The organism is Streptomyces sp. NPDC046759, assembly GCF_040645475.1.
In the GTDB taxonomy this organism is placed as follows: domain Bacteria; phylum Actinomycetota; class Actinomycetes; order Streptomycetales; family Streptomycetaceae; genus Streptomyces.
The window spans coordinates 91053-117049 of sequence record NZ_JBEYYJ010000018.1 but is presented as its reverse complement, the minus strand read 5'-3'; the positions used below and the strand labels follow the sequence as shown (position 1 = coordinate 117049).

General features: G+C 71.2%; 22 protein-coding genes and 1 pseudogene. 8 read left to right on the top strand and 15 right to left on the bottom strand.

Features of this window, described 5'->3' with window-relative positions; translation table 11 throughout:
• Positions 1–15 precede the first annotated feature (15 nt).
• A complete protein-coding gene (locus tag ABZ919_RS24055; RefSeq protein WP_361251298.1) occupies positions 16–1098 on the bottom strand; it encodes a VTT domain-containing protein in 1083 nt (360 codons plus the stop codon).
• Positions 1099–1246: 148 nt separating this feature from the next.
• Between ABZ919_RS24055 and ABZ919_RS24050 the strand changes: the two genes are divergently transcribed.
• The gene (locus ABZ919_RS24050; RefSeq protein ID WP_361251295.1) at positions 1247–1612 is read left to right on the top strand and encodes a YbjQ family protein; all 366 of its coding nucleotides are present in this window, start codon (positions 1247–1249) and stop codon (positions 1610–1612) included.
• Positions 1613–1639: 27 nt separating this feature from the next.
• Here ABZ919_RS24050 and ABZ919_RS24045 read toward each other — a convergent pair whose 3' ends face one another.
• A complete protein-coding gene (locus tag ABZ919_RS24045) occupies positions 1640–2401 on the bottom strand; it encodes a MerR family transcriptional regulator (protein WP_361251292.1) in 762 nt (253 codons plus the stop codon).
• A gap of 114 nt (positions 2402–2515) precedes the next feature.
• Here ABZ919_RS24045 and ABZ919_RS24040 point away from each other — a divergent pair, with 114 nt between their 5' ends.
• The gene (locus tag ABZ919_RS24040; RefSeq protein ID WP_361251291.1) at positions 2516–3802 is read left to right on the top strand and encodes an ion channel protein; all 1287 of its coding nucleotides are present in this window, start codon (positions 2516–2518) and stop codon (positions 3800–3802) included.
• Positions 3803–3826: 24 nt separating this feature from the next.
• Entirely contained in the window at positions 3827–5233 is a 1407-nt protein-coding gene (locus ABZ919_RS24035) for a glutamate decarboxylase (protein ID WP_361251288.1), read from the top strand.
• A 28-nt stretch (positions 5234–5261) separates the two neighbouring features.
• On the opposite strand, the pseudogene ABZ919_RS24030 reads toward ABZ919_RS24035, so the two are convergent.
• From ABZ919_RS24030 to ABZ919_RS24015, 4 genes and pseudogenes are all read right to left on the bottom strand, one after another.
• A pseudogene (locus ABZ919_RS24030) lies at positions 5262–5446 on the bottom strand (PadR family transcriptional regulator); the annotation flags it as partial.
• A 145-nt stretch (positions 5447–5591) separates the two neighbouring features.
• Positions 5592–6140 (bottom strand): DinB family protein, encoded by a 549-nt coding sequence (locus ABZ919_RS24025; protein ID WP_361251285.1) that lies wholly within the window; start codon positions 6138–6140, stop codon positions 5592–5594.
• Positions 6141–6271: 131 nt separating this feature from the next.
• The gene (locus ABZ919_RS24020; RefSeq protein WP_361251283.1) at positions 6272–7732 is read right to left on the bottom strand and encodes an aldehyde dehydrogenase family protein; all 1461 of its coding nucleotides are present in this window, start codon (positions 7730–7732) and stop codon (positions 6272–6274) included.
• A gap of 107 nt (positions 7733–7839) precedes the next feature.
• On the bottom strand, positions 7840–8664 hold the full coding sequence (locus tag ABZ919_RS24015; RefSeq protein WP_361251465.1) for a helix-turn-helix transcriptional regulator: 825 nt from the start codon (positions 8662–8664) through the stop codon (positions 7840–7842).
• A gap of 346 nt (positions 8665–9010) precedes the next feature.
• Between ABZ919_RS24015 and ABZ919_RS24010 the strand changes: the two genes are divergently transcribed.
• A complete protein-coding gene (locus ABZ919_RS24010) occupies positions 9011–9505 on the top strand; it encodes an ATP-binding protein (protein ID WP_361251280.1) in 495 nt (164 codons plus the stop codon).
• A gap of 101 nt (positions 9506–9606) precedes the next feature.
• Here the strand turns inward: ABZ919_RS24010 and ABZ919_RS24005 are convergent, their stop codons facing one another.
• From ABZ919_RS24005 to ABZ919_RS23990, 4 genes are all read right to left on the bottom strand, one after another.
• Positions 9607–9876 (bottom strand): DUF397 domain-containing protein, encoded by a 270-nt coding sequence (locus ABZ919_RS24005; RefSeq protein ID WP_351243994.1) that lies wholly within the window; start codon positions 9874–9876, stop codon positions 9607–9609.
• Positions 9877–10080: 204 nt separating this feature from the next.
• Positions 10081–10545, bottom strand: coding sequence for an SRPBCC domain-containing protein (locus ABZ919_RS24000; protein WP_361251277.1), 465 nt, complete (start codon positions 10543–10545; stop codon positions 10081–10083).
• Positions 10542–10895: a metalloregulator ArsR/SmtB family transcription factor gene (locus ABZ919_RS23995; RefSeq protein ID WP_361251274.1), complete on the bottom strand. Its 354-nt coding sequence runs from the start codon at positions 10893–10895 to the stop codon at positions 10542–10544. Before ABZ919_RS23995 ends, ABZ919_RS24000 begins: the two co-directional genes overlap by 4 nt.
• A 24-nt stretch (positions 10896–10919) precedes the next feature.
• Positions 10920–11291 (bottom strand): VOC family protein, encoded by a 372-nt coding sequence (locus ABZ919_RS23990; RefSeq protein ID WP_361251271.1) that lies wholly within the window; start codon positions 11289–11291, stop codon positions 10920–10922.
• Between the two features lie 186 nt (positions 11292–11477).
• Here ABZ919_RS23990 and ABZ919_RS23985 point away from each other — a divergent pair, with 186 nt between their 5' ends.
• Both ABZ919_RS23985 and ABZ919_RS23980 read left to right on the top strand, forming a co-directional pair.
• Positions 11478–11981 (top strand): hypothetical protein, encoded by a 504-nt coding sequence (locus ABZ919_RS23985; RefSeq protein ID WP_361251268.1) that lies wholly within the window; start codon positions 11478–11480, stop codon positions 11979–11981.
• A 121-nt stretch (positions 11982–12102) separates the two neighbouring features.
• Positions 12103–12618 carry a DUF4232 domain-containing protein gene (locus tag ABZ919_RS23980; RefSeq protein ID WP_361251266.1) on the top strand — a complete coding sequence of 172 codons (516 nt, stop codon included), beginning with the start codon at positions 12103–12105 and terminating at the stop codon, positions 12616–12618.
• A 67-nt stretch (positions 12619–12685) separates the two neighbouring features.
• Here ABZ919_RS23980 and ABZ919_RS23975 read toward each other — a convergent pair whose 3' ends face one another.
• Positions 12686–13804 (bottom strand): DUF2786 domain-containing protein, encoded by a 1119-nt coding sequence (locus ABZ919_RS23975; protein WP_361251263.1) that lies wholly within the window; start codon positions 13802–13804, stop codon positions 12686–12688.
• A 460-nt stretch (positions 13805–14264) separates the two neighbouring features.
• Here ABZ919_RS23975 and ABZ919_RS23970 point away from each other — a divergent pair, with 460 nt between their 5' ends.
• Positions 14265–15965, top strand: a complete 1701-nt coding sequence (locus tag ABZ919_RS23970; protein WP_361251260.1) for a bifunctional 3'-5' exonuclease/DNA polymerase — start codon at positions 14265–14267, stop codon at positions 15963–15965.
• A 154-nt stretch (positions 15966–16119) separates the two neighbouring features.
• Here the strand turns inward: ABZ919_RS23970 and ABZ919_RS23965 are convergent, their stop codons facing one another.
• The 3 genes from ABZ919_RS23965 to ABZ919_RS23955 all read right to left on the bottom strand — a co-directional run bounded on the left by ABZ919_RS23965 (position 16120) and on the right by ABZ919_RS23955 (position 21623).
• Positions 16120–19488: a BTAD domain-containing putative transcriptional regulator gene (locus ABZ919_RS23965; protein ID WP_361251257.1), complete on the bottom strand. Its 3369-nt coding sequence runs from the start codon at positions 19486–19488 to the stop codon at positions 16120–16122.
• Between the two features lie 784 nt (positions 19489–20272).
• Positions 20273–21166: a glycosyltransferase gene (locus ABZ919_RS23960; RefSeq protein ID WP_361251254.1), complete on the bottom strand. Its 894-nt coding sequence runs from the start codon at positions 21164–21166 to the stop codon at positions 20273–20275.
• 250 nt (positions 21167–21416) lie between these two features.
• On the bottom strand, positions 21417–21623 hold the full coding sequence (locus tag ABZ919_RS23955) for a hypothetical protein (protein ID WP_361251252.1): 207 nt from the start codon (positions 21621–21623) through the stop codon (positions 21417–21419).
• Between the two features lie 724 nt (positions 21624–22347).
• On the opposite strand from ABZ919_RS23955, the gene fxsT reads away from it, so the two are divergent.
• Positions 22348–25164 (top strand): FxSxx-COOH system tetratricopeptide repeat protein, encoded by a 2817-nt coding sequence (gene fxsT, locus ABZ919_RS23950; RefSeq protein WP_361251249.1) that lies wholly within the window; start codon positions 22348–22350, stop codon positions 25162–25164.
• Positions 25165–25655: 491 nt separating this feature from the next.
• On the opposite strand, the gene ABZ919_RS23945 is transcribed toward fxsT, so the two are convergent.
• The coding region (locus ABZ919_RS23945) for a tetratricopeptide repeat protein (protein ID WP_361251247.1) at positions 25656–25997 on the bottom strand (342 nt) is incomplete at its 5' end.

Below are 25997 nucleotides of genomic sequence, written 5' to 3'. Positions count from 1 at the left end.
GAGGTTCTGGGGCGGCTACTGCCGGCGGTGGTCGTAGGGGTACTGGTGCTGGTCGTACGAGCTCTCGCCGTAGGAGCTCTCGCCGTACGGGTTCTGGTCGTACGGGTTCCGGTCGTACGGGTTCCGGTCGTACGGGTTCCGGTCGTACGGGTTCCGGTCGTACGGGTTCCGGTCGTACTGCTGCTGCGGGTACTGCTGCTGGTGGTGTTGCTGGTGCTGCTGCGCGTACTGCTGCTGGTGCTGGTGCTGGTGCTGGTGCTGCTGGTACTGCTCCTGTGGGTACTGCTGCTGGTCGTGCTGCTGCTGCTGGTCGTAACCCTGGTTCCAGTACTCCTGCTCCTGCCCGTAGGCCTCGTCCTGCTCGACGCGGCGCAGCTGGGTGGTCGCGGTGTCCATCACCGGCGGCTGCTGGTACTGGGGGGCCTGGGGCTGCTGCGGGGCCTGCGCCGCGGACGCGGCGGACGCGGCGGCGGCCTTCTTCTCCTTGCCGCGGGCCCGCAGGAACTCGATCACGACCGGAACCACGGAGACGAGGACGATCAGGATCAGGATCGCCTCGATGTTGTTCTTGACGAAGGCGTGATTGCCGAGCCAGGAGCCGAGCAGGGTGACGCCCGCGCCCCACAGGACGCCGCCGATGACGTTGAAGACCAGGAACGAGCGGTACTTCATGCCGCTGACGCCCGCGATGATCGGTGTGAAGGTGCGCACGATCGGCACGAAGCGGGCCAGGACCAGGGACTTCGGGCCGTACTTCTCGAAGAACTCGTGCGCCTTGGTGACGTTCTCCTGCTTGAACAGGCGGGAGTCCGGGCGGTTGAACAGGGACGGGCCGACCTTCTTGCCGAACATGTAGCCCGTCTGGTCGCCGAGGATCGCGGCGAGGCAGATCAGGGCGATCGCACCCCACAGCGGGAAGTGCATCTGGTGGGAGGTGATCAGCAGCCCGCAGGTGAACAGCAGGGAGTCGCCCGGCAGGAAGAACCCGATGAGCAGGCCGGACTCGGCGAAGATGACGAGCAGCAAGCCCCAGATGCTGTAGGTGTTGAGCAGATGGTTGGGGTCCAGCCAGCTCGGGCCGAGGGCGAGTGTCATCACGGGTCCGGGCTCCTGAGGGGTGAAAACGGCTACGGCGGCTGGTCTGCCGTGGAAGGCCGCACAAAGCTATCAACGTGATGTGACCGCCCCAGGTTCCAGCGGTGTCTTCAGGATGCACTGTGGGACGACTGGGAGAAAGCTGTGACTCATGGGACTCGATGACTACGGCGGCGGCCAGGGACCCCAGCCGGACGTGCTGGTCGTGACGACGAACGACGTGCCCGGTCACCGGGTGCAGCAGGTGATCGGCGAGGTCTTCGGTCTCACCGTGCGCTCGCGGCACATCGGAAGCCAGATCGGCGCCGGACTGAAGTCGATGATCGGCGGCGAGCTGAAGGGGCTCACCAAGACGCTGGTGCAGACCCGCAACCAGGCCATGGAACGCCTGGTGGAGCAGGCACGCGCGCGTGGAGCGAACGCGGTGCTCGCGTTCCGGTTCGACGTGACGGAGGCAGCCGACGTGGGGACCGAGGTGTGCGCCTACGGCACGGCGGTGGTCCTGGCCCGGGAGTGACCGCGTGCACACCCGGGCCGGGACCGGTCAGGAGCCGTGGCGGTCGGCGTTGGCGAGGATCGCGTCGCGCAGGTGCTCGGCGAGGCCCGCGCGCATGGTGTCGTAGTACGCCTTGAAGCGCTCGTCGGAGACGTACATCTCGGCGAAGCAGCGGTGCATCTCGTACGGCACCTCGAAGTACCACCTGCTGATGTGCTGCCGGTGCTCCTCGGCCAGGTCCATGGCCGCCTCGCCGGACGGCTGCCCGCCGGCGGACACCAGGGCGGCGTACCGCTCCTGCCAGTCGTCGACCTCGGCCTGGATGCGCTTCCAGTCCTCCTTGGTGTACGTGGCGGCCCGGCGCTGCGACTCGGTGTACGCCGCGGTGTCGCCCCAGCGCTGCTCGGCCTCCTCGCGGTACTGCTCGGGGTCCTTGTCCCCGAACACCTCGAACCGCTCCTCCGGAGAGAGGTTGATGCCCATCTTGCGTGCCTCCATGGCGTGCTCCACGGCCGCGGCCATGTTCTGCAGCTTCTCGATCCGGGCGGTCAGCAGTTCGTGCCGGCGGCGCAGGTGTGCGCGCGGGTCCACGTCCGGGTCGTCGAGCAGGACCGCGACCTCGTCGAGCGGGAAGCCGAGTTCCCGGTAGAACAGGATCTGCTGGAGCCGGTCGAGGTCGGCGTCGTTGTAGCGCCGGTGGCCGGCGTGCGTGCGCTCGCTGGGTACGAGCAGGCCGATCTCGTCGTAGTGGTGCAGGGCGCGCACCGTGATCCCGGCGAACCCCGCGACCTGTCCCACGGAGTAGCTCACTTCTTCCGCTCCTTCGGTCGGTACGTCCTCCACGCTGAGGCCTCACGTCACGTGAGGTGCAAGCCGGAATCCGTTCGGGATGTTGTGGGTGTTCTGTCCGCTTATGGTGAGCCCGTGGCCCAAGAGACCGCGCAGCAGGCGCCCACGACCGCTCATACGGCTCCCGCGCGGGCTCTGCTGCCGCTCATCCTGCCCGCCGCACTCGTGGGCGTCGTGGCCAGCCTGGTCTTCGTCGGCGTGAGCACGGCGGCGGAGCAGCTCCAGCACGTGCTGTGGGGACCGCTGCCGGACGCGCTCGGGGTGGGCCGCTACTCGGTGCTGTGGATGTTCGTCATGCTCGTGGCGACCGGGTTCGCCGTGGGGCTGGTGGTCTGGAAGGTCCCCGGTCACGCGGGGCCCGATCCGGCCACGCTCGGCCTGGACGCCCGGACGATGCCGCCCGTCGTGCTGCCGGGTCTGGTGCTGGCGACCGGGCTCATGCTGGCCGGCGGCCCGAGCCTCGGCCCGGAGAACCCGATCATCGCCGTGAACGTGGCCCTCGCGGTCTGGCTCGGCCGGCGCTTCCTGCCCCGGACGCCGGGCGCCCTGTGGCCGGTGCTGGCCGAGGCGGCGACGATCGGCGCGCTGTTCGGTACGCCGCTGGCGGCCGCGCTGGTCGTCTCGGAGGCGCTGGCCGGACGGCCGATGCGGGGACGCTTGTGGGACAACGTGTTCGCCCCCCTGACCGCCGGCGCGTTCGGGGCCATGACGACCACCCTGGTCTTCCATCCGACCTTCGACCTGGGCCTGCCGACCCTGGGCCACCCGCACTGGCAGGACCTGGTGGCGGCGCTCGTGATCGCGTCGGCGTCGGCGGTGCTCGGCATGTGCGCCGTGTACGCCTTCCCGTACATCCACAAAGCCTTCCTGGGACTGCGCCACCCGATGCTGATGCTTCCGGCCGGTGGACTCGTCCTGGGCGCTCTGGCGGCCCTCGGCGGCCATCTGACGCTGTTCAAGGGCCTGTCGGAGGTCGGGGTGCTGGCGCGCGACCCGGAGGGCTGGTCGGCGGGGCAGTTCGCGACGATGGCCGTCGTGAAGCTGGCCGCGCTGCTGGTCGCCGCGTCCTGCGGTTTCCGGGGCGGCCGGATCTTCCCGTCCGTGTTCGTCGGCACGGCCCTGGGCCTGTGCGCCCACGCGCTCGTCCCGGCCGTCCAGCCGGCACTCGGCGTGGCGACGGGAGTTCTGGGCATTCTTCTGGCGATCACCCGGCAGGGCTGGGTGAGCCTGTTCACCGCCGCCGTCCTGGTCGCGTCGCCCGCCGTCCTGGCCTTGCTGTGCATCGCGTCGCTGCCGGCCTGGCTGCTGGTGACCGGGCGGCCGCAGATGCAGCTGCGGGACGACGGCACCCCGATCCGCTGAATACCCGTTCGAGGAGGCATGTTCATGGCCCTGCACAAAGGTCCCGAGAAGCACCAGCAGCGGGTGATGTCGGTCAACCCGTTCTTCGGGGAGGCCAATCCGGTCGGCGGCATGACCGAGGCGCCGCCCACGCACCGGCTCCCGGACGCCCCGCTGGCCCCGTCCACCGCGTACCAGCTGGTGCACGACGAACTGATGCTGGACGGCAACTCCCGGCTGAACCTTGCCACGTTCGTCACCACCTGGATGGAGCCGCAGGCCGGGGTCCTCATGGCGGAGTGCCGGGACAAGAACATGATCGACAAGGACGAGTACCCGCGCACGGCCGAGCTGGAGCGGCGCTGCGTGGCGATGCTCGCCGACCTGTGGAACGCGCCGGACCCCGCGGCAGCCGTGGGCTGTTCGACGACCGGGTCGAGCGAGGCGTGCATGCTCGCCGGAATGGCGCTGAAGCGACGCTGGACGCAGCGGAACGCCGACCGCTATCCGGGCGCGCGGCCCAATCTGGTCATGGGCATCAACGTGCAGGTCTGCTGGGAGAAGTTCTGCAACTTCTGGGAGGTCGAGGCCCGGCTGGTGCCGATGGAGGGCGACCGCTTCCACCTGGATCCGCAGGCGGCGGCCGAGCTGTGCGACGAGAACACCATCGGGGTGGTCGGCATCCTCGGCTCCACCTTCGACGGCTCCTACGAGCCGATCGCGGAGCTCTGCGCCGCGCTGGACGCCCTCCAGGAGCGCACCGGTCTCGACGTCCCGGTGCATGTGGACGGCGCGTCCGGCGGGATGGTGGCGCCTTTCCTGGACGAGGACCTGGTGTGGGACTTCCGCCTCCCGCGCGTGGCCTCGATCAACACCTCGGGGCACAAGTACGGCCTGGTGTATCCGGGCGTCGGCTGGGCGCTGTGGCGGGACGCGGAGGCGCTGCCGGAGGAGCTCGTCTTCCGGGTCAACTACCTGGGCGGCGACATGCCGACCTTCGCCCTGAACTTCTCGCGGCCCGGCGCGCAGGTGGTCGCGCAGTACTACAGCTTCCTGCGGCTGGGCCGGGAGGGCTACCGCGCGGTGCAGCAGTCCACGCGGGACGTGGCCGGCTCGCTCGCGGACCGGATCGAGGCGCTCGGCGACTTCCGGCTGCTCACGCGCGGCGACCAGCTGCCGGTGTTCGCGCTGACCACGGGCGACGACGTCACGGCGTACGACGTCTTCGACGTCTCCCGCCGGCTGCGCGAGAGCGGCTGGCTGGTGCCCGCGTACACCTTCCCGGCCAACCGTGAGGACCTGTCCGTGCTGCGGATCGTGTGCCGCAACGGCTTCTCGCACGACCTGGCCGACCTGTTCGTGGACGACCTGTCGCGTCTGCTGCCGGAGCTGCGCCGGCAGCCGCATCCCCTGACCAGGGACAAGCAGGCGGCCACCGGCTTCCACCACTGAGGCGCCCCGCGATCAGCGGGGACCAGTGGTCGTCCCCCGGGTGCCGCTCCCCCGTCGCATACGGGTCCTCCTGGTCCTCGGCCAGCACGCCGACGAACGGTTCGCCCTCGCCGGCGAAGGTGTGGGCACCTCGATGCGCTCGACGAGGCCGTGGGTCCACTCGGCCTCGGAGTCGGCCGTGTGGACCCACCTGTTCGCGATCTCGCAGATGTGGCGGGCTCGGCGCAGCACCACGCGTGCGCCCCAGTCCTCCGGGTCGCCCCGGACCTGGTGACCGTGGGCCCGCACGTGCCGGCGGACCGCGCCCGGGCACGAGAAGGCGGATCGCTGGCAGGGGCTCCAGGTCAGGACCCGGCCATCACCCCCAGGACGTGCCCTGTTCCCGGGCCACCAGCTCGAAGGCCGTGCTGCCGTCCAGGGACTCGCGGATGATGTCGGCGTGCCCCGCGTGCCGGGCCGTCTCGCGGATCAGGTGCAGACACAGCCAGCGCAGGCTGACCCGGCCCTCCGGCGGGAACCAGGGGTCCGGCGGCAGCGGGAAGGTGTCGTCCAGGCTCGGCGCGGAGCGGACGAACTTGTCCGTCTCGGCGGCGACCTGCTCCCAGTACGCCAGCTGCGAGGCGACCGTCTCCTCGCCGACCAGCTGGAAGGTCTCGTGCCAGTTCGACTCGTCGCGCCGGACCGCGGGCGGTTCCTGCTTGGCGCGGGCGATCCAGCTCTGCTCGACCTCGGCGACATGCTTGAGCAGGCCGCCCAGCGACAGCTCGCTGGCGCTGGGACGGGAGCGGGCCTGCTCCTCGGTCAGTCCGAGCAGGGCCCGGCGGATGCCGCCGCGCTGCTCCTCGATGAACGCCAGCAGCGCCCCGCGTTCGTCGCCCTGCGCCTCCGCCGGTACGTGCTTGACCATGGCCGACCGTCCTTTCTCGCCCTTGCCGGGGGCCGTGCGCCCCCTGACACCGACGACGCTACGGACCATTGCGGTCGGATGCTGTCCGCAATGGCCCGGGCGCTCCGGAAAGAGCGCCTGGAAGAGAGCGTCTAGAACGGGAACCCGCTGCGGCCGTGCTGCACCGAGATCCACTTGACGGTCGTGAACGCCTCCAGCGTCGTGTCGCCGTTCAGGCGGCCGATGCCCGACTGCTTCTCGCCGCCGAACGGCACGATCGGTTCGTCGTGGACCGTGCCGTCGTTCACATGGAACATGCCGGTGTCGACCTGCTTGGCGAAGGCGACGCCCCGCTCGACGTCACCCGTGTGGACGGCACCGCTGAGGCCGTACGGGGTGTCGTTGACGATGCGGAGCGCCTCCTGCTCGCCGTCGAACGGGACGAGGAAGACGACCGGGCCGAAGACCTCCTGCTGCAGCAGCGCGGAGTCGGCGGGCACGTCGGTGAGCACGCTGGGCTCGACCAGGTTGCCGGACGTGCCGCCCTGGACCAGGGCGGTGGCACCCTCGGCGATCGCCTGCTCCACGGCGCCGGAGAGGGCGTTCGCCTGCTGGGAGTTGATCACCGGTCCGATGACGGTCTGCGGGTCGCGCGGGTCGCCGACCTTGAGGGTGCGGACCTTGGCGACGAACTTCTCGGTGAACTCCTCGGCCACGGAAACGTCCACGAGGACACGGTTGGCGGCCATGCAGACCTGGCCCTGGTGGACGAAGCGGCTGAAGGCGGCCGCGTCCACCGCGTAGTCGATGTCGGCGTCGTCCAGGACCACCAGCGCGCTGTTGCCGCCCAGTTCGAGCACCGAGCGCTTGAAGTTCGCTGCGCAGACGGTGGCCACGTGCCGGCCGACCTTGTCGGAACCGGTGAAGGAGATGACCTTCGGGACCGGGTGCTCGATGAACGCGTCACCGATCTCGGCGATGTCGGTGACGACGACGTTGAGCAGGCCGCCGGGCAGCCCGGCCTCCTCGAAGATCTTCGCGATCAGGGTGCCGCCGGCGATCGGGGTGTTCTGGTGCGGCTTGAGGACCACGGCGTTGCCGAGCGCGAGCGCCGGGGCCACCGACTTCAGGGACAGCAGGAACGGGAAGTTGAAGGGGCTGATCACCCCCACGACGCCGACGGGCACCCGGTAGACGCGGTTCTCCTTGCCGTCGACCGGGGAGGGCAGGATCCTGCCCTCCGGGCGCAGCGCCAGGTGGATCGACTCGCGCAGGAACTCCTTGGCGAGGTGCAGCTCGAAACCGGCCTTCACGCGCGTGCCACCGAGTTCCGTGATGATCAGGTCGGCTATCTCCTGCTCGCGGTCCTCTATGAGTCTGAGCGCCCGCTCCAGGACGGCACGGCGGGTGTAGGGGTTGGTCTCGGCCCACTTCTTCTGGGCACGGGCGGCGGCCCGGTAGGCCTGGTCCACCTCGTCGACGGTGGCCACGGTGATCGAGGCCAGCTTCTCGTCGTCGTACGGGTTGAAGTCGATCACGTCCCAGGAACCGGTGCCCGGACGCCATTCACCGTCGATGTACTGCTGGGCCAGGTCGCTGAAGTAGGACGACATGTGATCCCTCAATCACTAGCGGAGCCAGATCCCGGTCACGGACTGATCGCACGTCATCGTACTTGTGTTTCAAGCGAGTTGAAGGAGGACTCCGGACAGTTGGGCCCTCAGGACAGCTGCAGGAGCCCGCGGAGCAGATCCCGGCTCTCGTCCGGGCCCGGGCTGTCCTGCTGGAGTTCCTTCAGGGCCTGCTCGTACTGGGCGACGTCCTCGCGCTTGTCCAGGTAGAGGGCGCTGGTCAGCTGCTCCATGTAGACGACGTCGGACAGGTCGGCGTCGGGGAAGCTGAGGATGGTGAAGGCACCGCTCTCGCCGGAGTGCCCGCCGAAGCCGAACGGCATGACCTGCAGCCGCACGTTGGGCCGCTCGGAGATCTCGATGAGGTGCTGGAGCTGGCCGCGCATGACGTCTCGGTCGCCGTACGGGCGGCGCAGGGCGGCCTCGTCGAGAACGATGTGGAACTCGGGCGCGCTGCCGGTGAGCAGGATCTTCTGCCGCTCCAGGCGCAGGGCGACCCGGCGCTCGACGTCGGCCGGGCCGGCGCCCTTCATGCCCCGCCGGACCACCGCGCGCGCGTACTCCTCGGTCTGCAGCAGGCCGTGGACGAACTGCACCTCGTAGCCGCGGATCAGGGACGCGGCGCCCTCCAGGCCCACATAGGTGGGGAACCAGCTGGGCAGGACGTCGGTGTAACTGTGCCACCAGCCGGCCACGTTGGCCTCCCGGGCGAGGGAGAGCAGCGACTCGCGCTCCGACTCCTCCGTGATGCCGTACAGCGTCAGCAGGTCCTCTACGTCTCTGGTCTTGAAGCTCACCCGGCCCAGCTCCATCCGGCTGATCTTCGACTCGGAGGCGCGGATGGAGTAACCCGCCGCCTCGCGCGTGATCCCCCGAGCTTCACGCAGCCGCCTGAGTTGCGAGCCGAGCAGCATCCGCCGCACCACCGATCCGGGCTCTCCCGCGCTCACGTTCGCCAGCCTCCCCAACCGTCTTCAGGGCCCGCAGTCTGCCACTAAAACACTTCGAGCAGTACTCATCCGGTTACAGAAACGGAAAGAGGCGGCCCGTTTCTGGCTGGGTGTTGTCGGGGAGAGGTCAGGACCTTTGGCGACCACGGCCGTGAAGATGGCGGAAAAAATGGCCAAGAAGCGGTACGGGCGGTGTCATTTCGGTCGCGTGCACGTGCATCTGCCCTTGCATCTGCTCTGCCCATCCGAAACCATGGTGCCGCGCCACCGCTGCATCGCAACGACCGCGAATTGACCGGGAGTGCCTCGCATGGGGACGAATGGATCGACCATGCTCAAGCCGTTACGGCAGGGCCTTCCGCCGTTGGACCCCGCAGCCGTGTCCGATGCCGCCTCCTGTGCGCTGCCCGCCCGTTACGAGGCCGTGCGCGAGGCCCGCCGCTTCACCCGCGGCACCCTGGACCAGTGGGACCTCGGCGACCGCTTCGACGACATATGCCTCGTCGTCTCCGAACTCGTCACCAACGCCCTGCGCCACGCCCTGCCCGCGGATGCGGGTTGCGCCGAACGCAGCGCGCCCGTACGGCTTCACCTGATGCGCTGGACCGGACGACTGGTGTGCGCCGTCCGCGACCCGAGCCATGAGACGCCGGTGCCGCGCGACTCGGACGACTTCTCCGCCGAGTCGGGGCGCGGGCTGTTCCTGGTCGACTCCTTCGCCGACAGCTGGGGGTGGCACCCCCTCGCCGGAACGCTCCACGGCAAGGTGGTCTGGGCGATGTTCCGGCTGCAGCCGGCCGGCTGACGCAGTACTGCACCTACGGACGCGCGGTGTCTACGCGCGTCGCCCGCCCTACCGGCCGCCCGACATCGTTGCCACCGGGGACCCGCAGCATCCTTGGACCCTCAGCTCACTATCAGATGATCGAACTCGCCGTCCTTGATGCCGAGGAGCATGGCCTCGATCTCCGCGCGCGTGTAGACGAGCGCGGGGCCGTCGGGAAAACGCGAGTTGCGTACGGCGACCTCGCCGCCCGGCAGTCTCGCGAACTCCACGCAGGAACCCTGCGAGTTGCTGTGTCTGCTCTTCTGCCAGGCCACTCCGACCAGCTGCTCGGCAGCCATTCCGTTGTACACGTCGTACCCCCCGTACACGCCGTCAACGTCGCGGTCCACAGGTCGCTCCCCGCTGGTGCACTGGCTGGTGTGGCCATGGATGCTGTGGTCAACTGACCCGGATCATAACCTTCTTCACGTGCCGATGCATGAGCAAATGCACGTGCACGAGGGGTGTTCCCGCGGTTACAGCTTTGACGTCCGCTTTACCGAAGTGGCCCGCGCGACCTGTACAGACGGCCTTTCGCCCGAAATCGGCGCGGGTTACCGAGACTGCTCGAGCGTTTGCCCCAAAGCGGGCAGGACATGCCCCCGCCACCCCCCGTCCATGATCTTCCGCGCCATCAGCTGAGCCGGGTCGTCCGGATCGAATCCCTCGTGCACTAGAAAGAGACGCGTACCGCGCCCCTCGTGTTCCAGGGTCCAGGTGATGGTCCAGTCCGCGGGATTGGCCGGATCGGCGTCCACCCAGCGGACGGACAGCATCCGCTCGACGTCGTAGGCCAGGACCCGCACCTCCACGACCCCGGAGAAGCGGGCGTTGGGACGCGGGACGGAGGTCATCCGGTACCGGTGGCCGACCTCCAGCCGGAAGTCCCCGGCTCCGGGCATCTGCCACTGGACGAGCAGGTCGGGGTCGGTCAGGGCACGCCAGACCTTGGCCGGCGGGTGCGGGAAGAACTGGTCGACGCGGATGGTGGTCAGGTCGTCATCGGGTTCGGTACTCATCGCCGGCCATCGTCGGGCATGCGGTCGAGCACGTCACCGAGGCCCTTCAGCTGGTCGCGCCAGAACCGCTCGTACGGGTGGAGCCAGTCCTGCACCTCGGCGAGCGGGGCCGCCTGGAGGCGGTAGATGCGCTGCCGCCCGGAGCGCTGTTCCGAGACGAGGCCGGCCTCCCGGAGCACCCTGAGGTGTTCCGAGAGGCTGGGGCGGCGCATGTCGAAGTGGTCGGCCAGCTCCTGGACGGGCTGCGGTCCGCGCTCACGCAGCAGCCGCAGCACCTCGCGGCGGGTGGTGTTGGCGAGCGCGGCGAAGACGCGGTCCTCGGTGGCCTGCCCGGCCCCGGCTGCGGTCATCTGCCGTCCTCTCCCTGCTGGTTCCTAATGCCGAGCCTCCGTGAGCAGCATCAGACCGTTGCCGTCCGGGTCCCGGAAGGAGGCCATCCGCCCCCACGGGTACTCCTGCGGGCCCTGCACCTCGGTGCCGGCCTCGGCGAGCCGTGCGCAGTCGGCGTCGACATCGGTCGTCACCAACATGATCCCCCGCGCGGAGCCGGGCTGGAAATCCCCCATCCCCGGCCCGGAGAGCGTGAAGACGGTCTGCGCGCCCTTCGGCGCGACCTGGAGCCAGCGCCCCGGCGGCATCTGCAGATCGGCGGTGACCTCGAAGCCGAGCACGTCCCGGTAGAAGCGCAGGGCCCGGTCCTGGTCGGTGACGGGGAGGGTGACGAAGGAGGCGTGGGTGATGTTCATGAGCGCGACGATACGTAGGGGATTACCTACCAGTCAAGCGTAGGGAGATGCCTACCCGTCAGGCCCTCCCGGGCCTCACAACCGACTCTTGCCCGGCGGCGGGAAGTCCTCTCGAGGTCTGCTGGTAGCTTGCTGCGGGCCGTCCGGCCGAGGGCGGCCGGACGCTACGACCTTGGGAGCTTTCCGGTGACTTCTGCGACTGCAAGGGTGCGGACCGCGACCGTGGCCGCGGGTCTGGTGGGCGCACTCGCCGCGCTGACCGCCTGCAGCGGGGGCGGTGGCGGCGACAAGTCCGCCTCCTCCCCGACGCCGAGCGCCACCTCCGCGCCCGCCGCCTCCTCGGGATCGGGTTCCGCGGCCGTGACCGGGGCCTCCGGCAGGCTTCAGGGCAGCTGGATCACCACGAGCGGCGGCAAGATCGTGGCTCTGGTGATCACCGGGAAGAAGGCCGGGCTCTTCGTGACCGGCCGCAAGGCCTGGTGCCAGGGCACCGCCGGCCAGGAGGCGGGCATGCAGATGATCCACCTGACCTGCCCGGACGGCAACAGGGACCGGGGCACGGGGATGGTCGACGTGGTGAACGCCCAGGGCATGACCGTGAGTTGGTCGGGCACGACCGGCAAGGAGACGTACACCAGGGCCGAGGGCGGCAAGCTGCCTTCCACGCTGCCGACCAAACTGAAGCACTGACAGGTGTGACTCCGGTGAGGAGCGCCACCTGAAGTGGTGATTCCGCCGGGGTGGGCGAACAGGGCCACTGCGCAGGCGCCATGATGCAGGGGCACCGTCACGACCTCGATGGGACCTGCTCATGCGCGCCATTCCGCTCACCGTCACGGCTCTCGCCGCCGCCCTGTTGCTCACCGCCTGCCACAGCGGCGGGAGCAAGAGCGGCGGCAAGAACAGCTCGGCCTGCGAGATCGGCCGGGTTTCCGTGCAGATCGGGTCGGCCAGCGTGGCACCCAAGGCCGGGGACACGGGAGAAGTTCCCGTCAGCATCACCAACCAGAGCAAGCCCTGCACCCTGGACCAGTTCGCCGGCGTTCTGCTGAACACCGGCAGCACCGAGGCCAAGGTGCCGGCCCTCAAGGGCGCCAAACCCCAGAAGCTGAAGCTCGCCAAGGGCGACTCGGCGTCCTTCACCATCACCTACGTACGCGGCAAGGCAGGCGACAAGACCACCCTGAACGCCAGGACGGTGAAGATCACCCTGCCCGGCACCAGCGCTTCCCGCAGCTTCCCCTGGTCGTACGGACCGGTGGCCGCACAGGCCGGCGCCAGTGGCCCGAACGCCTCCGTGTCCGCCTTCCAGCAGGTCGGCGACTGAGACGTCGCACCCGGAGACGCCGTACCCACCGGGCGGCGCGGCGTTCGCCGCCCGGTGCGGCCGAGCTTCACTCCAGCCGGGGGCGGACCCTGACCTGCGCCCGGTCCGCCGCCCTCGCGCCCTCCGTCCACCCGGCCGCGTCGCTCACGCCGCGCAGCCGGGTCGTGGTGGTCTCGGGGAACATCCGCTCCAGCCGGTCGGCGACGGCTATCTGCCGGGTGGCGAGGACCGGCAGCAGGTCCTGGGTGACCTGGGTCTCGGCCGCGGCCGCGAGCCGGTCGCCGACGCGGTGGGCATAGGCGGCCAGGAACGACTGCCGGAAGGTCTTGGTCCGCTTCCGTCCACCGGCTCTCTGGGCGGCCTCCGCCTTGGTCATCGCGTGCGTGGCCTGCACCAGGAGCGAGGTGTAGAGCAGCTCGACCGCCTCCAGGTCCGCCTCGAAGCCGACCACGGTGGAGAAGGCGTACGGCTCGTTCCACACCGCGCGGCAGTTGTTCGCGCCGGCCACCGCGTCGAGCAGGACCGCCTTGGCCTGTTCGTACGGCGGCTCGACCCCGATGCGGCAGGCGCCGGGCGCGTCCGGCGCCGGCGCCTCGGCGGCGAGCAGCGCCTCGTCGACACTGTGCCGCGCCATCAGCTCCTGCGCCTTGGCGGTCAATGCCTCCGCCTCCTCCGGATAGCCGGTCGCCTCGGCCTTGGCGAGCAGCGCGCGGATGCGGGAGAGCTGGCGGGAGGCGGCCGGGCCGGCAGCACGTCCGGCGGCGCGCCGGGGCTCCTCCAGGGGCTCCAGCGCGGGCAGGCGCAGCAGCAGGCGGTACAGCTCCAGTACGGTCGTGGCCTGCGAGAAGCGGTCGCTCTCGCGCGCGGCGGCCTCGGGCAGCTCCGCCAGCTGCGCCGCCCAGCGGCGCCCGCGCGGGCGGTCCTGCCCGGCCTGTGCTCGGATCAGCGCGGCGGCGAGGCGCACATGCTCCTCCTCCAGCTCGCGCCGCACCAGCCGTACGACATCGGCGGGCTGCCAGCCTCGCTGCCAGGCCGTCGCGACGAACTCCGCGCCCCGTCGCGTGAGTTCGGCATCCGCGGCCGGGTCGGCGGCGAGCAGGGAGGCACCCGTGTCGAGGCCGGTGTCGGTGTCGTCGTAGAGGGCCGCCCGAAAGGCCCGCTCGACAGTGCTGGCAGTGCTGGTCACACCGTCGATCGTGCCATGCCCCACCGACAGCGGGCCGAGCCTTGTCCACAGGCTGTGGACAAGCGGGACGGAGGGAGCCGTCCCGGGACGCCCCCGCCGGGGCACCTGTCGGGATCGTCCCACCGGTGGGAGGGGTGAGCCGCCCGGCCCGGCCGCGAGCCACGGGAACGCTCGGCCGCCGGACCGCGCCTGCGGGGCCGAGGCCGCTGGACGTACCTGCGGAGCCGGCCCGGAGACCCGACTGGCGGAGACCGACTGGCGGAGACCGTCTGGCACAGACCCAGCCATAGGAGAAACGGCCATAGGAGAAACGGCCGCCCGGGATCCAACCGCCCGGACTCGGCCGCCGGGATCCAACCGCCTGGGCCCGGCCGTTGGGACCCGGCCGCCGAACTCCGCCTCCAGGGCTCAAACGCGCAGGTCGGAGCGATTGTCAGAGCTGCCTGCAAGACTCGCAGGCATGACCGATCGGTGGGCGCTCGCGGCGGCCGAGGACGGTGGCGTGGACGTCGCCCCCCTCGGCCCTGACGGGCTGCCCGCCGGGCCGGTGCGGCGGGAGAGCGATCTCGCCGGGGCGGTGCGGAGCCGCCCGGAGGTGACACGCTGGGTGTGGCGATCCACCCCCGAGGTCTATCCGCGTCTGCTCGCCACGGGGGTGCGAGTGGAGCGGTGCTACGACATCGAGGACGCCGAGACACTCCTGCTGGGCCACGAAGGACGGTACGGCGAGCCGCGCTCGGCCGCCGCCGCCCTGGCCCGCCTCCGGGGCGGCCCCGTACCGCCCGACCCACCCCAGCGCTCGGCCGAACCGGGCGCCCAGTCCCCGCTCTTCGAGCCCACCGGCACCCGCCTCCCCCTGACCGACCTCCTCGCGGTCTACGCAGAGCAGCTCAAGCGGCACGACCGGACCGCCCACCCCGACCGGATGCGGCTGCTCACGGCCGCCGAGTCGGCCGGGATGCTGGTGGCCGCCGAGATGAACCACGCGGGCCTGCCGTGGAGCACCGAGGTCCACCGCCGCCTGCTGCACGACCTGCTGGGCGAGCGGTACGCGGGCGGCGGCGAGCCGCGCCGCCTCGCCGAACTGGCCGACGAGGTGTCCGCCGCCTTCGGCCGCCGGGTGCGCCCCGATCTGCCCGCCGATGTGATCAAGGCCTTCGCCCAGGCCGGGATCAAGGTCCGCTCGACCCGCCGCTGGGAGATCCAGTCCGTCGACCACCCGGCCGTCGAACCCCTGCTGGCGTACAAGAAGCTGTACCGCATCTGGGTGGCGCACGGCTGGTCCTGGCTGCAGGACTGGGTGCGCGACGGCCGCTTCCGCCCCGAGTTCCTCGCCGGCGGCACGGTCACCGGCCGCTGGGTGACCAACGGCGGGGGCGGCCTGCAGATCCCCAAGGTGATCCGCCGGGCCGTGGTCGCCGACCCCGGCTGGCGGCTCGTGGTGGCCGACGCCGACCAGATGGAGCCGCGCGTGCTCGCCGCGATCTCCCGGGACCCCGGTCTGATGGAGGTCGCCGGCCGCGAGAGCGACCTCTACCAGTCCGTGTCCGACCGAGCCTTCTCCGGCGACCGCGCCCAGGCCAAGCTGGCCGTGCTCGGCGCGGTCTACGGCCAGACCTCGGGCGACGGCCTGAAGAACCTGGCCGCGCTGCGCCGCCGTTTCCCGAAGGCCGTCGCCTACGTCGACGAGGCGGCCCGCGCGGGCGAGGAGGGCCGGCTGGTGCGCACCTGGCTGGGCCGTACCTGTCCGCCGGCCGCCGGGTCCGGCCAGGACACGGCGGAGGAGGCGGGCATCCCCGTCGGAGAGGACGACAGCGAGACGCAGCCCGACGGCCAGGGGCACTGGGTCCCCGGCTACGCCTCCAGCAACTCCCGGGCGCGGGGCCGCTTCGCGCGGAACTTCGTCGTCCAGGGCAGCGCCGCCGACTGGGCCCTGCTGATGCTCGCCGGGCTCCGCCGGGCCTGCGCGGACCTCAAGGCCGAGCTGGTCTTCTTCCAGCACGACGAAGTGATCGTGCACTGCCCCGCCGAGGAGGCCGACACGGTCGTCCAGGCCATCCGTGCCTCCGCCGACCTGGCCGGACGGCTGACCTTCGGCGAGACACCGGTGCGGTTCCCGTTCACGACGGCGGTGGTGGAGTGCTATGCCGACGCCAAGTGAGCGCCGTTTCCGGGCGCTTCGGGCACTGCCGGCGGGCTGTGCGGGCGGATGCCGGGCACTCCGGGCGAGCTGTTCGCGTACGTGCCGGGCGCTCCGGGTGAAGTGTTCGCGCGTGCTCCGGTCGGGATCCGGGAGCTGTGCGAGGAGTCTGCGGTCACTGCGCGAGAAGCTCCCGCAGCTCCGTCACGACCGCCTGCTCGTCCGTGCCGTCCAGCGCATCGAGCGCCGCGCGCCAGGCGTCGTGCGCCTCCGTCCGCCGGCCCAGCGCGCGCAGCAGCAGCCCGTGCTGGTGGCGGGCCAGGCCGCCCATGTAGCCGTCGGCGCGCGCGTCGGCCCGGCGCAGCAGCTCGGCACACTCGTGGTCCGCCCGCTCGGTCTCCCCCAGCCGGCGCAGCGCGCGGACCAGGCCGAGCCGGGTCTGGGACTCGCCGTGCCAGTCGCCGTGACCGCCGAGGATGCGCAGGCTCTCCTCGAAGTGCCCGGCCGCGGCGGCCGGTTCGCCGAGGGTGAGGTGGGCGTAACCGATGTTGCAGTGCGCCGAGTGCTGCACGATGACCGCACCGATCGCGTCGCCGATCGCCAGCGAGCGCCGGTGCTGCTCGATGGCGGCACGCGGGTCGGTGTGCTCGTACAGGTTGCCGAGGTGGCTGTGGGTGATGGCCTCACCGTAGGGGTCGTTCAACTGCCGCGAGTAGGCGAGGCTCTGCCGCAGCGCCTCACCCGACTCCGCGAACCGCCCGAGCCCCTCCAGCAGCAGTCCGCGGTTGTTCAGGCAGCGCCGGATGCGGGAGACGACACCGAGACGCCGCCAGATCGCCAGGCACTCGTCGGTGAGGGAGAGGGCGTCGTTCTGCCGGCCGGTCAGGAAGTGCAGGCCGGCCAGGTCGCCCAGCGCGTACGCCTCGGCCGCCGCGTCCCCGAGGCGTCGCGCCGCACCGAGCGCGGCCCGGCCCAGCGCCTCCATCTCGGCGACCCGCCCGCCGCGCTGGACATAGGGGTAGAGCAACCGGGCGAGCGTCGAGACGTGCGCGGCCAGGCGCCGGTCGGACGTGTCCGCGTTCCGTGCCACCAGGGCGACGACGTTCTCCAGCTCCACCTCGCCCCAGCCGAAGGCCTGCTCGGCCGAGTCGAAGGAGGGCAGCTCGGCCACGTCGGCCGCGTGCTCCGGCGGCTGCGCCGAGGTCGGCCGGCGCCGGTCCTCCTGGTCGATCCCCGGCTCCATGGTCACCTCCAGCACCCGTTCGGCCACGGCGGCGTACCAGCGCAGGGCGGTCAGTTCGGGCGCGGGAGCGAGGTCCGCAGCGGGGCCGGAGGCGGCCGCAGCGGGGCTGGAGGGGTCCGTGCCGCCGTCCTCGGACGCGTCCGTGCCGCTGTCCTTCAGAGAGTCCGCCAGTTCGCGGGCGAAGTCGCGGACCAGGTCGTGCGGGGCGTAGCGCCCGTAGGCGGTCTCCTCCAGCAGGGCGACGTCGACGAGGCGGTCCAGGGCAGCCTCGGCGCGCCGCGCGTCGGTGCCCGTGAGGCGGGCGATGAGCGGGGCGCCGTAGGTCGGCAGGTCCAGCGCGCCGATGCGGCGCAGGGCGAGGGCCGCGTCCCGGTCCACCTCGCGATCGGCGGCGGCGAGCGCGTCGTGGGCCACGGCCAGGGAGCGCCGGACGCTCAGGTCGTCGTACTCCAGATTCCTCAACCGCCCACCGGTCTGCGCGAGTTGGCTCGCCAGCATGTCCGGGGTGAGGGCATGGCGGGCGGCGAGCCGGGCGGCGACGACGCGCAGCGCCAGCGGGAGCCGGCCGGTCAGCTCGATCAGCGGATGACCGGCGTCCAGCCCCTCGCGTCCGCTCACCGCGCGCAGCAGTGCCGCACTGTCCTCGCCGGTCAGCGGAGCGAGCGGGAAACGCCGGGCGCCGTCGAGGGCCGTCAGCGGCGAGCGGCTGGTGACGATCACCGCGCAGCCGGGGCCGGCCGGCAACAGGGGCCGTACCTGGGCTGCGTTCGCCGCGTCGTCCAGCACCAGCAGGAGGCGGGCGGGCGCGAGCAGCGAGCGGAGCAACGCGGCGGCCGCGTCCGGATGTTCAGGGATGCTGCGCGGCTCGGCGCCCAGGTCCCGGAGGAGCGCGGCGAGCGCCTGGGCGGAGGTGAGCGGGGGCATGCCGGGGGTGGCGCCGTGCAGGTTGACGTACAGCTGGCCATCGGTGAAGCGGTCCCGCAGCTCATGGGCGACGTCCAGGGCGAGCGCACTCTTGCCGACGCCCGCCATGCCGCTGATCACGGCGATGGCAGGACCCGGGGCCGGCGGCACGGTGAGCGCGTGCCGCAGCGCGCGGCGGACATCGGCACGACCGGTGAAATGAGCTGGAGGCGGCGGGAGTTGCGCCGGACGCGGGATCTGCCGGGCATCGGGCCCGGCGTTCTCGTGCGGGGCGGGCGCCGTTTCCTTCCCCGTTTCCGCACCTGCCGGGTGACTCGCGTCCCGCCCCTGTCGGCGGGCCTCGTCGTCGGTGCCTCGCCGCCGGACGTCGCGCTGCCCGTCCGCCCGCTGCTGCGTCCCGTGACTTCCCCGCAGCACCTCGACATGGGCCTCGCGGACCGCCGGGCCCGGCTCGATGCCGAGTTCCTCGATCAGGCGGGCGCGAAGATCGCGGTGCACGGCGAGGGCCTCGGCCTGTCGGCCGGTGCGGTGCAGCGCGAGCATGAGCTGGCGGTGGTACGCCTCGCGCAGCGGATACTCGGCGACCAGCGCCGCGAGCTCGGGGACGATCTCGGCCAACCGTACGCCGCCGAGGGCTGTTTCGGCGTCGTAGCGCCACTCCAGCAGGAGCAGTCTCGCCTCCTCCAGGCGCTGCACCAGGGCGAAACCGCCGAGATCAGCGGGGAGCCCGCTGAGCGGGGTGCCTCGCCAGAGCGCGAGCCCGGCGGTGCAGGCGCGTACGACCCCCGGCCAGTCCCGCAGGGCATGCGCGGCACGCGCCTCGGCGACACGGGCGTCGAAGACGTGCACGTCCAACTCGCCGTGATCGACGCGCAGTACGTACCCCGGCGGTACGGCCCTGAGCCGGTCGGGGTCGTCCAGGAGCCGGCGCAGCCGGGTGACGTGGTTGTGCAGGGACGCCTGTGCGGAGACCGGCGGCGCCCCGCCCCACAGGGCGTCCTTCAGCGACTCCACCGACACGACCCGGCCCGGCTCCAGCAGCAACGCGGCGAGCAGCGCGCGCACCTTGGGGCTGCCGATGGCACGGACGCCGTTGTCGGAAGCTTCCTCGCCGGCGGGTCCCTGGGGTGTGACCCTGGGAGCGCGGTCGGCACCGGAAGGCCGTGAAGTGGCGGCGTCCGCGCCGCCGTTGGCGCCACTGACGTCGCCGGCGGGGCGGGTGGCGCGGTAGGTGCCGTCGGCGCGGCCGGGACGGGAGTCGTCGCCGGCCGTCTCGCCGGTGAGGGCGTCAGGGTTGTCGCACGAAATCCCGAACGGTGGTCGGTCATACAGGACCGGTGGCCCCAGCAGCCCGAACCGCAGCTCGCACCGCCGCATCACCCGCTCCACTGCCTTCCCGCGCGGTCGGGGCCGACCGTGCTCCGTGACGAGCGCGCGCCCGCCGTTCCCTGGCGGAATTCCGCCCTGTCCACAACGGTTTCCCGCCACCGTCTACCGGTCGGACCAGCTCCTGACCGCCCTGTCCGAGGGCCCTCTTCGGATACCGACGACCAATTTCAGCCAACCGGTCCCTCACCTTCCGGCGAACCGTTGGCCACATGTTAGCGATCCGTTGGCGCGTCCTGATGTGATCATTTCCCTCGGATCTGGTCCAACGGTGCGCGCGTATGTCGCGTAACTCGGGGGAGTGTCGCCGCAGGCTGGATCCGGGGACGCAAGGGGCCCCGGTCGGCGGAGGTGAACGCCCGGGGCCCCGTCCCGTTCCCTTCTCCCCGGATCCCGTGCGCATCGGCCGGCCGACCGGGGAACGCCGTGCGGACGCCGGGAGTCGCCGTCGGACCGGCGCCTCGATCCGCAGCCGGCTTCCGCGCCCCGGCGCACGACGACCGGCGCCTGAACTCACCGGCAAAGGCAGCGAACACCGGGCCACGAGCCCGCGAGCACCTGGCCACGAGCCGCGAACACCTGGCCACGAGCCCGCGAGCACCTGGCCACGAGCCGCGAACACCTGGCCACGAGCCGCGAACACCTGGCCACGAGCCGCGAGCACCTGGCCACGAGCCGCGAACACCGGGCCGCGAGCCGCGAACACCTGGCCACGAGCCGCGAACACCGGGCCGCGAGCCGCGAGCACCGGGCCACGAGCCGCGGACCACGGCCCTCAGATCACCGGCGGACGCCCCAGCCGGGTGAGGCGCCACACCGTCCGCCAGTGCATGGGCCGGCGCTCACCGGCTGGTTCCCGCAGCCCCTCCACGAAGCCGCCGAACCACGCCTTCAGCCCTGCCGTGGAGCGCGTTCGGGCGAGCGTGAGCAGCGTCCACACCCCCAGGTGCAAGGGGATCAGCGGCACCGGCAGCCGGCGCCGGACGAGCCAGACGCGGTTGCGGGCGTTGACGCGGTAGTAGATCGCGTGCCGGGCCGGCGAGGTCTTGGGGTGCTGGAGCAGCAGCTCGGGGGCGTAGAGGATCTTCCAGCCGGCGTCGGCGGCGCGCCAGGCGAGGTCGGTCTCCTCGTGCGCGAAGAAGAACTCGGCGGGCCAGTCCCCCGTCTCGGCCAGCATCGCCATGCGCAGGGCGTGCCCGCCGCCGAGGAACCCGGTGACGTAACCCCCGCGCATCGGGTCCGACTTGCCCACCCGGGGCACGTGCCGTTGCTGGGTCTCGCCGCGCTCGTCGGCGATGCGGAAGCCGACGATGCCGAGGCGCGGGTCGGTGGCGTACAGGTCCCGTACGCGCCGCAGCACATCGGCGTCGACGAGCAGCCCGTCGTCGTCCAGTTCCACGACGACGTCCACGTCGCCGTACTCGCGCAGACGGGCGAGGGCGACGTTCCGGCCGCCCGGGCAGCCGAGGTTCTCCTCCACGTCGATGGTGGTGACCTCGCCGGGCAGGGAGAGCCTGCGGGCGAACTCGGGCAGCCGGCAGCCGTTGCCGACGATCACGATGCGGGCGGGGGCGAGATCCTGCTTGGCCACGGACTCCAGCAGGGCGTCGACCTCGGCGGGCCGGTTGCCCATGGTCACCACGGCGACGGCGATCCTCGGCTCCACCACGTCCCTCACCCCATCCGGCCGACGGCGGCACCACGCCCTGACCGCGCGGTGCCCGCCGTTCACCAAGATGTTGCCTCAGATCCTCGGGTTCACCGGACCCCGATTCACTTTGCCGCCCCCTTGCTCCGCTTTTGTCCGCCCATTTACCCCGAGACTCCTCCCAGCCGGGCGGACCGTGACACTCAGAGGCAGTGGTGGGTAGCGGTGGCCGGGAGACTGTGACCGAGCCGCTCCCGGTCCGCTGCGCCACTCAGAGGCAGGGGACGTTGGCGTAGCCCGGGTAGTAGTAGCGCCCGGCCGGGCCGGCGCTGTGGATACAGAGGTGGAAACTGGGGCTCTGGGGTTTCGGACTCTCGGTGGCGGCGGTCGCGGTCGGGGCCGCGAAGGCGATCGCCCCGAGGATCATTGCCGCCACCGTCGATTTCCTGCCGGGGATGCGCCTCCGGAACGTCTTCATCGTCGCCCTCCTTCGGGTCGGGACGGGAGCGCCGTGCGGTTCACAGGGCGACAGTCCGGCGCTCTTGATTGCGTTATCGTCATATGCCGCAGACATATCGTCAACACCTGAATCCGGACATTCTCGCTTCAAGAGGTGCATTCCGAGGAGTGGGCGACCGCGGGGCGGTCGGAGGGTGGAGGGTTCCAGGCTCAGGGTCCGGCTGAGACCGAGAGGAGACCCCGGACAGCCGTGCGGCCCGCTCGCGCCGCCGTCACCGCATCCGCTGAACGACAAAACCCCAGGCCAGAGAGGATCTGTCCTGGGGTTCCAGTGGAGCCGCCTTCGGGATTCGAACCCGAGACCTACGCATTACGAGTTGTCCGATCTTGCTCCGTGAGCGTCCATAGGCGTCCACGAATCGACGTTCGCCCCTGGTCAGAGGCGCTTCCCAACCCGATGGACGATGGCGGACACCGCTGGAACGAGCGGCAACTGAGACCGCAACTGAGACTGGGCCGCCCGCGGGCACTCCCGTCAGGCACCGCCTCGCCGTGTGGCCCTGCCAGCAGAGCCACAAGACGAGTGAAGCCGCGAACGACACAACCCCTGCCGTCGTCATCCGTGGTCGGCGCGGTCCCGAATCTTGCCTGTTTCCTGGCTTGTGTGGGTGAACGCGGGTCGGTTGGGGGTGGGGGGTTCTAGGCTCGGAGCTTCAGTGCGGTGGCTGGACGCGGGGGACGGGATGGACGGCGTTGAGACGCCTGGCGGGGCGTGGTTCGTCAGTCATGCGGGGGCGGATCGGGCCTGGGCGGAGTGGGCGGCGTGGCAGTTGCTCGACGCCGGGTTCGAGGTGGAGTTGGATTACTGGGACTGGGGTGCGGGTGACGACTTCGTTCTGAAGATGAACGCCGCTTTGGAACGGGGGCGTTTTCTGGCGTTGTTCTCCCCGGCCTACTTCGAGCCGGAGCGGTTCACCACGTCTGAGTGGACCGCCATCGTGGCGATGAAGGAGAAGATCACCCCCGTTCGTGTGGCCGAGGTCGTCTCGCCGCCGATCCTGCGCCCCCTCATTGCCCCGAAGCTGTTCGGGTTGGACGAGGAGGCCGCCCGCGGGGTGCTGTTGGAGGCGGTCACCGGCCCGCGCAGGCCGACCGCTCGGCCGGCATTTCCCGGGGCGTTACGGCAGCTGGGTGGCAGCGGACCCCGTCTGCCCGGATCGCTGCCGCGGGTGTGGAACCTGCCCGCCCGCAACGCCTCCTTCACCGGCCGCGACACCCTCCTGGTTCGGCTGCGTCAGACATTGGCGGCCAGCAGTCGGGTGGCCGTCCAGGCGCTGCACGGGCGGGGCGGGGTCGGTAAGACCCAGCTCGCCATCGAATACGCGCACCGCTTCGCCGGCGAGTACGAACTGGCCTGGTGGATCGCCGCCGAGGATCCCGCGCTCATCCCCGATCAGCTCGCCCAGCTCGCCACCCGCATCGGCGCAGCACCTGCCGACGCGCCGTCCGCGAACGCGGTGGACGCGCTGCTGGGTGAGCTGCGCACCCGCTCACGCTGGCTGCTGGTCTTCGACAACATCGAAGAGGCCGCCGTTCTGGCCCCCTACCTCCCGGGAGGTGGCGGGCATGTGCTCATCACCTCCCGCAACCCCCACTGGCACGCGCACGCCAGCCCGCTGAACGTCGACGTCTTCACCCGTGCCGAATCGATCGCCTTGCTGCACGCCCACGGCGCCGTTCTGGGCGAGACCGACGCCGACCATCTCGCCCGGACCCTCGATGACCTCCCGCTCGCTCTCGCCCAGGCTGCAGCCCTTCTCACCGACGGCCTGCCCGCCGCCGACCTGAGCGCCGAACTGGCCCGTAACACCGCCGGGGTCCTGGCCGAGGGCCGCCCCGTCGGCTACCCCGTCTCGCTGGCCGCGCAGGTCCGTCTCACCATCACCCGCCTGGAATCCGACCACCCCGGCGCAGCCGCCCTCATGATCGCCCTGAGCCTGCTGGCTCCCGAACCCTTTCCCGTCACCGCCTGCGCCGGTCACCTCCCCGAGACGGCCTCCACACCCCTGGCCGACGCCCTGGCCACCCGCCTGGCCGGCAGCGCAACGCTGCGCGCCATCACCCGGAACAGCCTGGCCCGGGCCCAGGACGGCACCGTCCAGCTGCACCGCCTGACCCAGAGCGTGCTGCGCGACCAGCTCACGCCTGACCAACGCCAGCAGGCGGCCCGGGACGCTGCAGCCCTCCTGACCGCGGCCGCTCCCAGAGACGTCAGGCATCCCTCGACCTGGCCCGCCTGGCGAACGGTCCTGCCCCATCTCCTCGCTGTGGACCCGGTCCTCATCACCACCGAGGCTGGACGGCGTGCGGTCCGCAATGCCTGCTGGTACCTGCTGGACCGCGGCCTGGCCCACGCTGCCCGAGACCGCCTCCAGCAGCTGCACCACACCTGGTTGCGGCAACTCGGCCCGGACCACGAAGGCACCCTGTGGACCGCCCACTACCTCGCCCGCGCCCACAACGACACCCAGGACCACGCCCGCGCCCGCGCCCTGGACGAGGACACCCTCCAGCGCCGCCGCCGCCTCTTGGGCGAGGACGACCCGGCCACCCTGCGGACCGCCTCCAACCTGGCCAACCGACTGGCGGCGCTGGGGCGTACGGAGAGGGCCCGCGCCCTGGGCGAGGACACCCTGAGCCGGCAGCGGCTGGTACTGGGGGAAGACCACCCCAACACCCTGCTCACCGCCTCCAACCTGAGCAACCGGCTGGCGGAACTGGGGCAACCGGAGGAAGCCCGCGCCCTGGCTGAGGACACCCTGACCCGGCAGCAACGGGTGCTGGGCAAAGACCACCCCGACACCCTGCGCACCGCCTCCAACCTGACCGTCGAGCTGACGACGCCGGGGCGCGCGGAGGAGGCCCGCGCCCTGGGCGAGGACACCCTGACCCGGCAGCGGCAGGTGCTGGGCGAAGACCACCCCAACACCCTGCTCACCGCCTCCAACCTGGCCAACCGACTGGCGACGCTGGGGCAACTGGAGGAGGCTCACGCCCTGGGCGAGGACACCCTGACCCGGCAGCAACGGGTGCTGGGCGAAGACCACCCCCACACCCTGGCCAGTGCGTCCAACCTGGCCATCCGGCTGGCGGCACTGGGGCGCATAGAAGAGGCTCACGCCCTGGGCGAGGACACCCTGACCCGGCAGCAACGGGTGCTGGGCGAAGACCACCCCAGCACCCTGGGTACCGCCTCTAACCTGGCCATCTGGCTGGCGGCTCTGGGGCGCATGGAGGAGGCTCACGCCTTGGGCGAGGACACCCTGACCCGGCAGCGGCGGGTGCTGCGCGAAGACCACCCCCACACCCTGGCCAGTGCGTCCAACCTGGCCATCCGGCTGGCGGCGCTGGGGCGCATAGAAGAGGCTCACGCCCTGGGCGAGGACACCCTGACCCGGCAGCAACGGGTGCTGGGCGAAGACCACCCCCACACCCTGCGCACTGTCAAGTTCTTGAAGCTGTTGGATGAGGGGCGAGAGGATCCCGGCAGCGGGGAGTGACCAGACGGCGCACCGACGATGCCGCATTGCGAGTTGTCCGATACAGTCCGGATATATCCACGGACATACATCACAAGCCTTACTCCGCTGGTCAGCCGCCATGCTGGACGGCCATGGACGGAAACGAACCACCCCGGGACTAGCGTCAGCTGAGACCGCAACTGGGACCAGAGGCAGATCCCTCACGCCGATCCGGGATAGTCCGCCGTCGGCCGACCCCAAGGCCCCCGCCTTACAAGTTCACCCCGCTGGCTCAGTGGCCTCGCCCTCGTCGCTCAGGCCTTGCCAGCGAGGTACACGAAGGGTTCCCGGGGTACGGCAAAGTGCGCGCTTGTTGCCGTCAACGGCTGCCGTCAGTGAGTCGCCGATTGTGGAGTGACCGCCACCGCCGAGACCGACCGGCCACCCCCACACGGCCCCATCCGGCACGGCCCAGCAGATTTACAGCGGGCTGGTTCTAACGTTCCTGACCAGTCAGTTCGATTGCTGACTTACTTCTCGGGGGATGTCTGGGGGGATCCTTCGCCTTCCAACACGTCACCCGCCGTTGGCGCCTTAAGGCTGTCGAGCGATCGCCTGGTACTCAGGGTGTCGGGGTGCTCCTCCCCCAGAACCCGCCGCTGCCGGCCCAGCGTCTCCTCGGCCAGCTCCCGCGCCTCCTCCACCCGACCCACCTCCGCCAGCCGGTTCGCCAGGTTGGACGCGGTGAGCAGGGTGTCGGGATGCTCCTCCCCCAGCACCCGCCGCTGCCGGCCCAGCGTCTCCTCGGCCAGCTCCCGCGCCTCCTCCACCCGACCCACCTCCGCCAGCCGGTTCGCCAGGTTGGACGCGGT

Bases quoted from the DNA above. Each gene is read 5' to 3' on its own strand.
- ABZ919_RS24000 (WP_361251277.1), bottom strand. From the start codon at position 10,545: ATGAGTACCGAACCCGATGACGACCTGACCACCATCCGCGTCGACCAG.
- ABZ919_RS24015 (WP_361251465.1), bottom strand. From the start codon at position 8,664: ATGCTGCTCGGCTCGCAACTCAGGCGGCTGCGTGAAGCTCGGGGGATC.
- ABZ919_RS24025 (WP_361251285.1), bottom strand. From the start codon at position 6,140: ATGGTCAAGCACGTACCGGCGGAGGCGCAGGGCGACGAACGCGGGGCG.
- ABZ919_RS24010 (WP_361251280.1), top strand. From the start codon at position 9,011: ATGGGGACGAATGGATCGACCATGCTCAAGCCGTTACGGCAGGGCCTT.
- ABZ919_RS23965 (WP_361251257.1), bottom strand. From the start codon at position 19,488: ATGCGGCGGTGCGAGCTGCGGTTCGGGCTGCTGGGGCCACCGGTCCTG.
- ABZ919_RS24020 (WP_361251283.1), bottom strand. From the start codon at position 7,732: ATGTCGTCCTACTTCAGCGACCTGGCCCAGCAGTACATCGACGGTGAA.
- ABZ919_RS23995 (WP_361251274.1), bottom strand. From the start codon at position 10,895: ATGACCGCAGCCGGGGCCGGGCAGGCCACCGAGGACCGCGTCTTCGCC.
- ABZ919_RS24035 (WP_361251288.1), top strand. From the start codon at position 3,827: ATGGCCCTGCACAAAGGTCCCGAGAAGCACCAGCAGCGGGTGATGTCG.
- ABZ919_RS23980 (WP_361251266.1), top strand. From the start codon at position 12,103: ATGCGCGCCATTCCGCTCACCGTCACGGCTCTCGCCGCCGCCCTGTTG.
- ABZ919_RS24050 (WP_361251295.1), top strand. From the start codon at position 1,247: ATGGGACTCGATGACTACGGCGGCGGCCAGGGACCCCAGCCGGACGTG.
- ABZ919_RS23990 (WP_361251271.1), bottom strand. From the start codon at position 11,291: ATGAACATCACCCACGCCTCCTTCGTCACCCTCCCCGTCACCGACCAG.
- fxsT (WP_361251249.1), top strand. From the start codon at position 22,348: ATGGACGGCGTTGAGACGCCTGGCGGGGCGTGGTTCGTCAGTCATGCG.
- ABZ919_RS23970 (WP_361251260.1), top strand. From the start codon at position 14,265: ATGACCGATCGGTGGGCGCTCGCGGCGGCCGAGGACGGTGGCGTGGAC.
- ABZ919_RS23955 (WP_361251252.1), bottom strand. From the start codon at position 21,623: ATGAAGACGTTCCGGAGGCGCATCCCCGGCAGGAAATCGACGGTGGCG.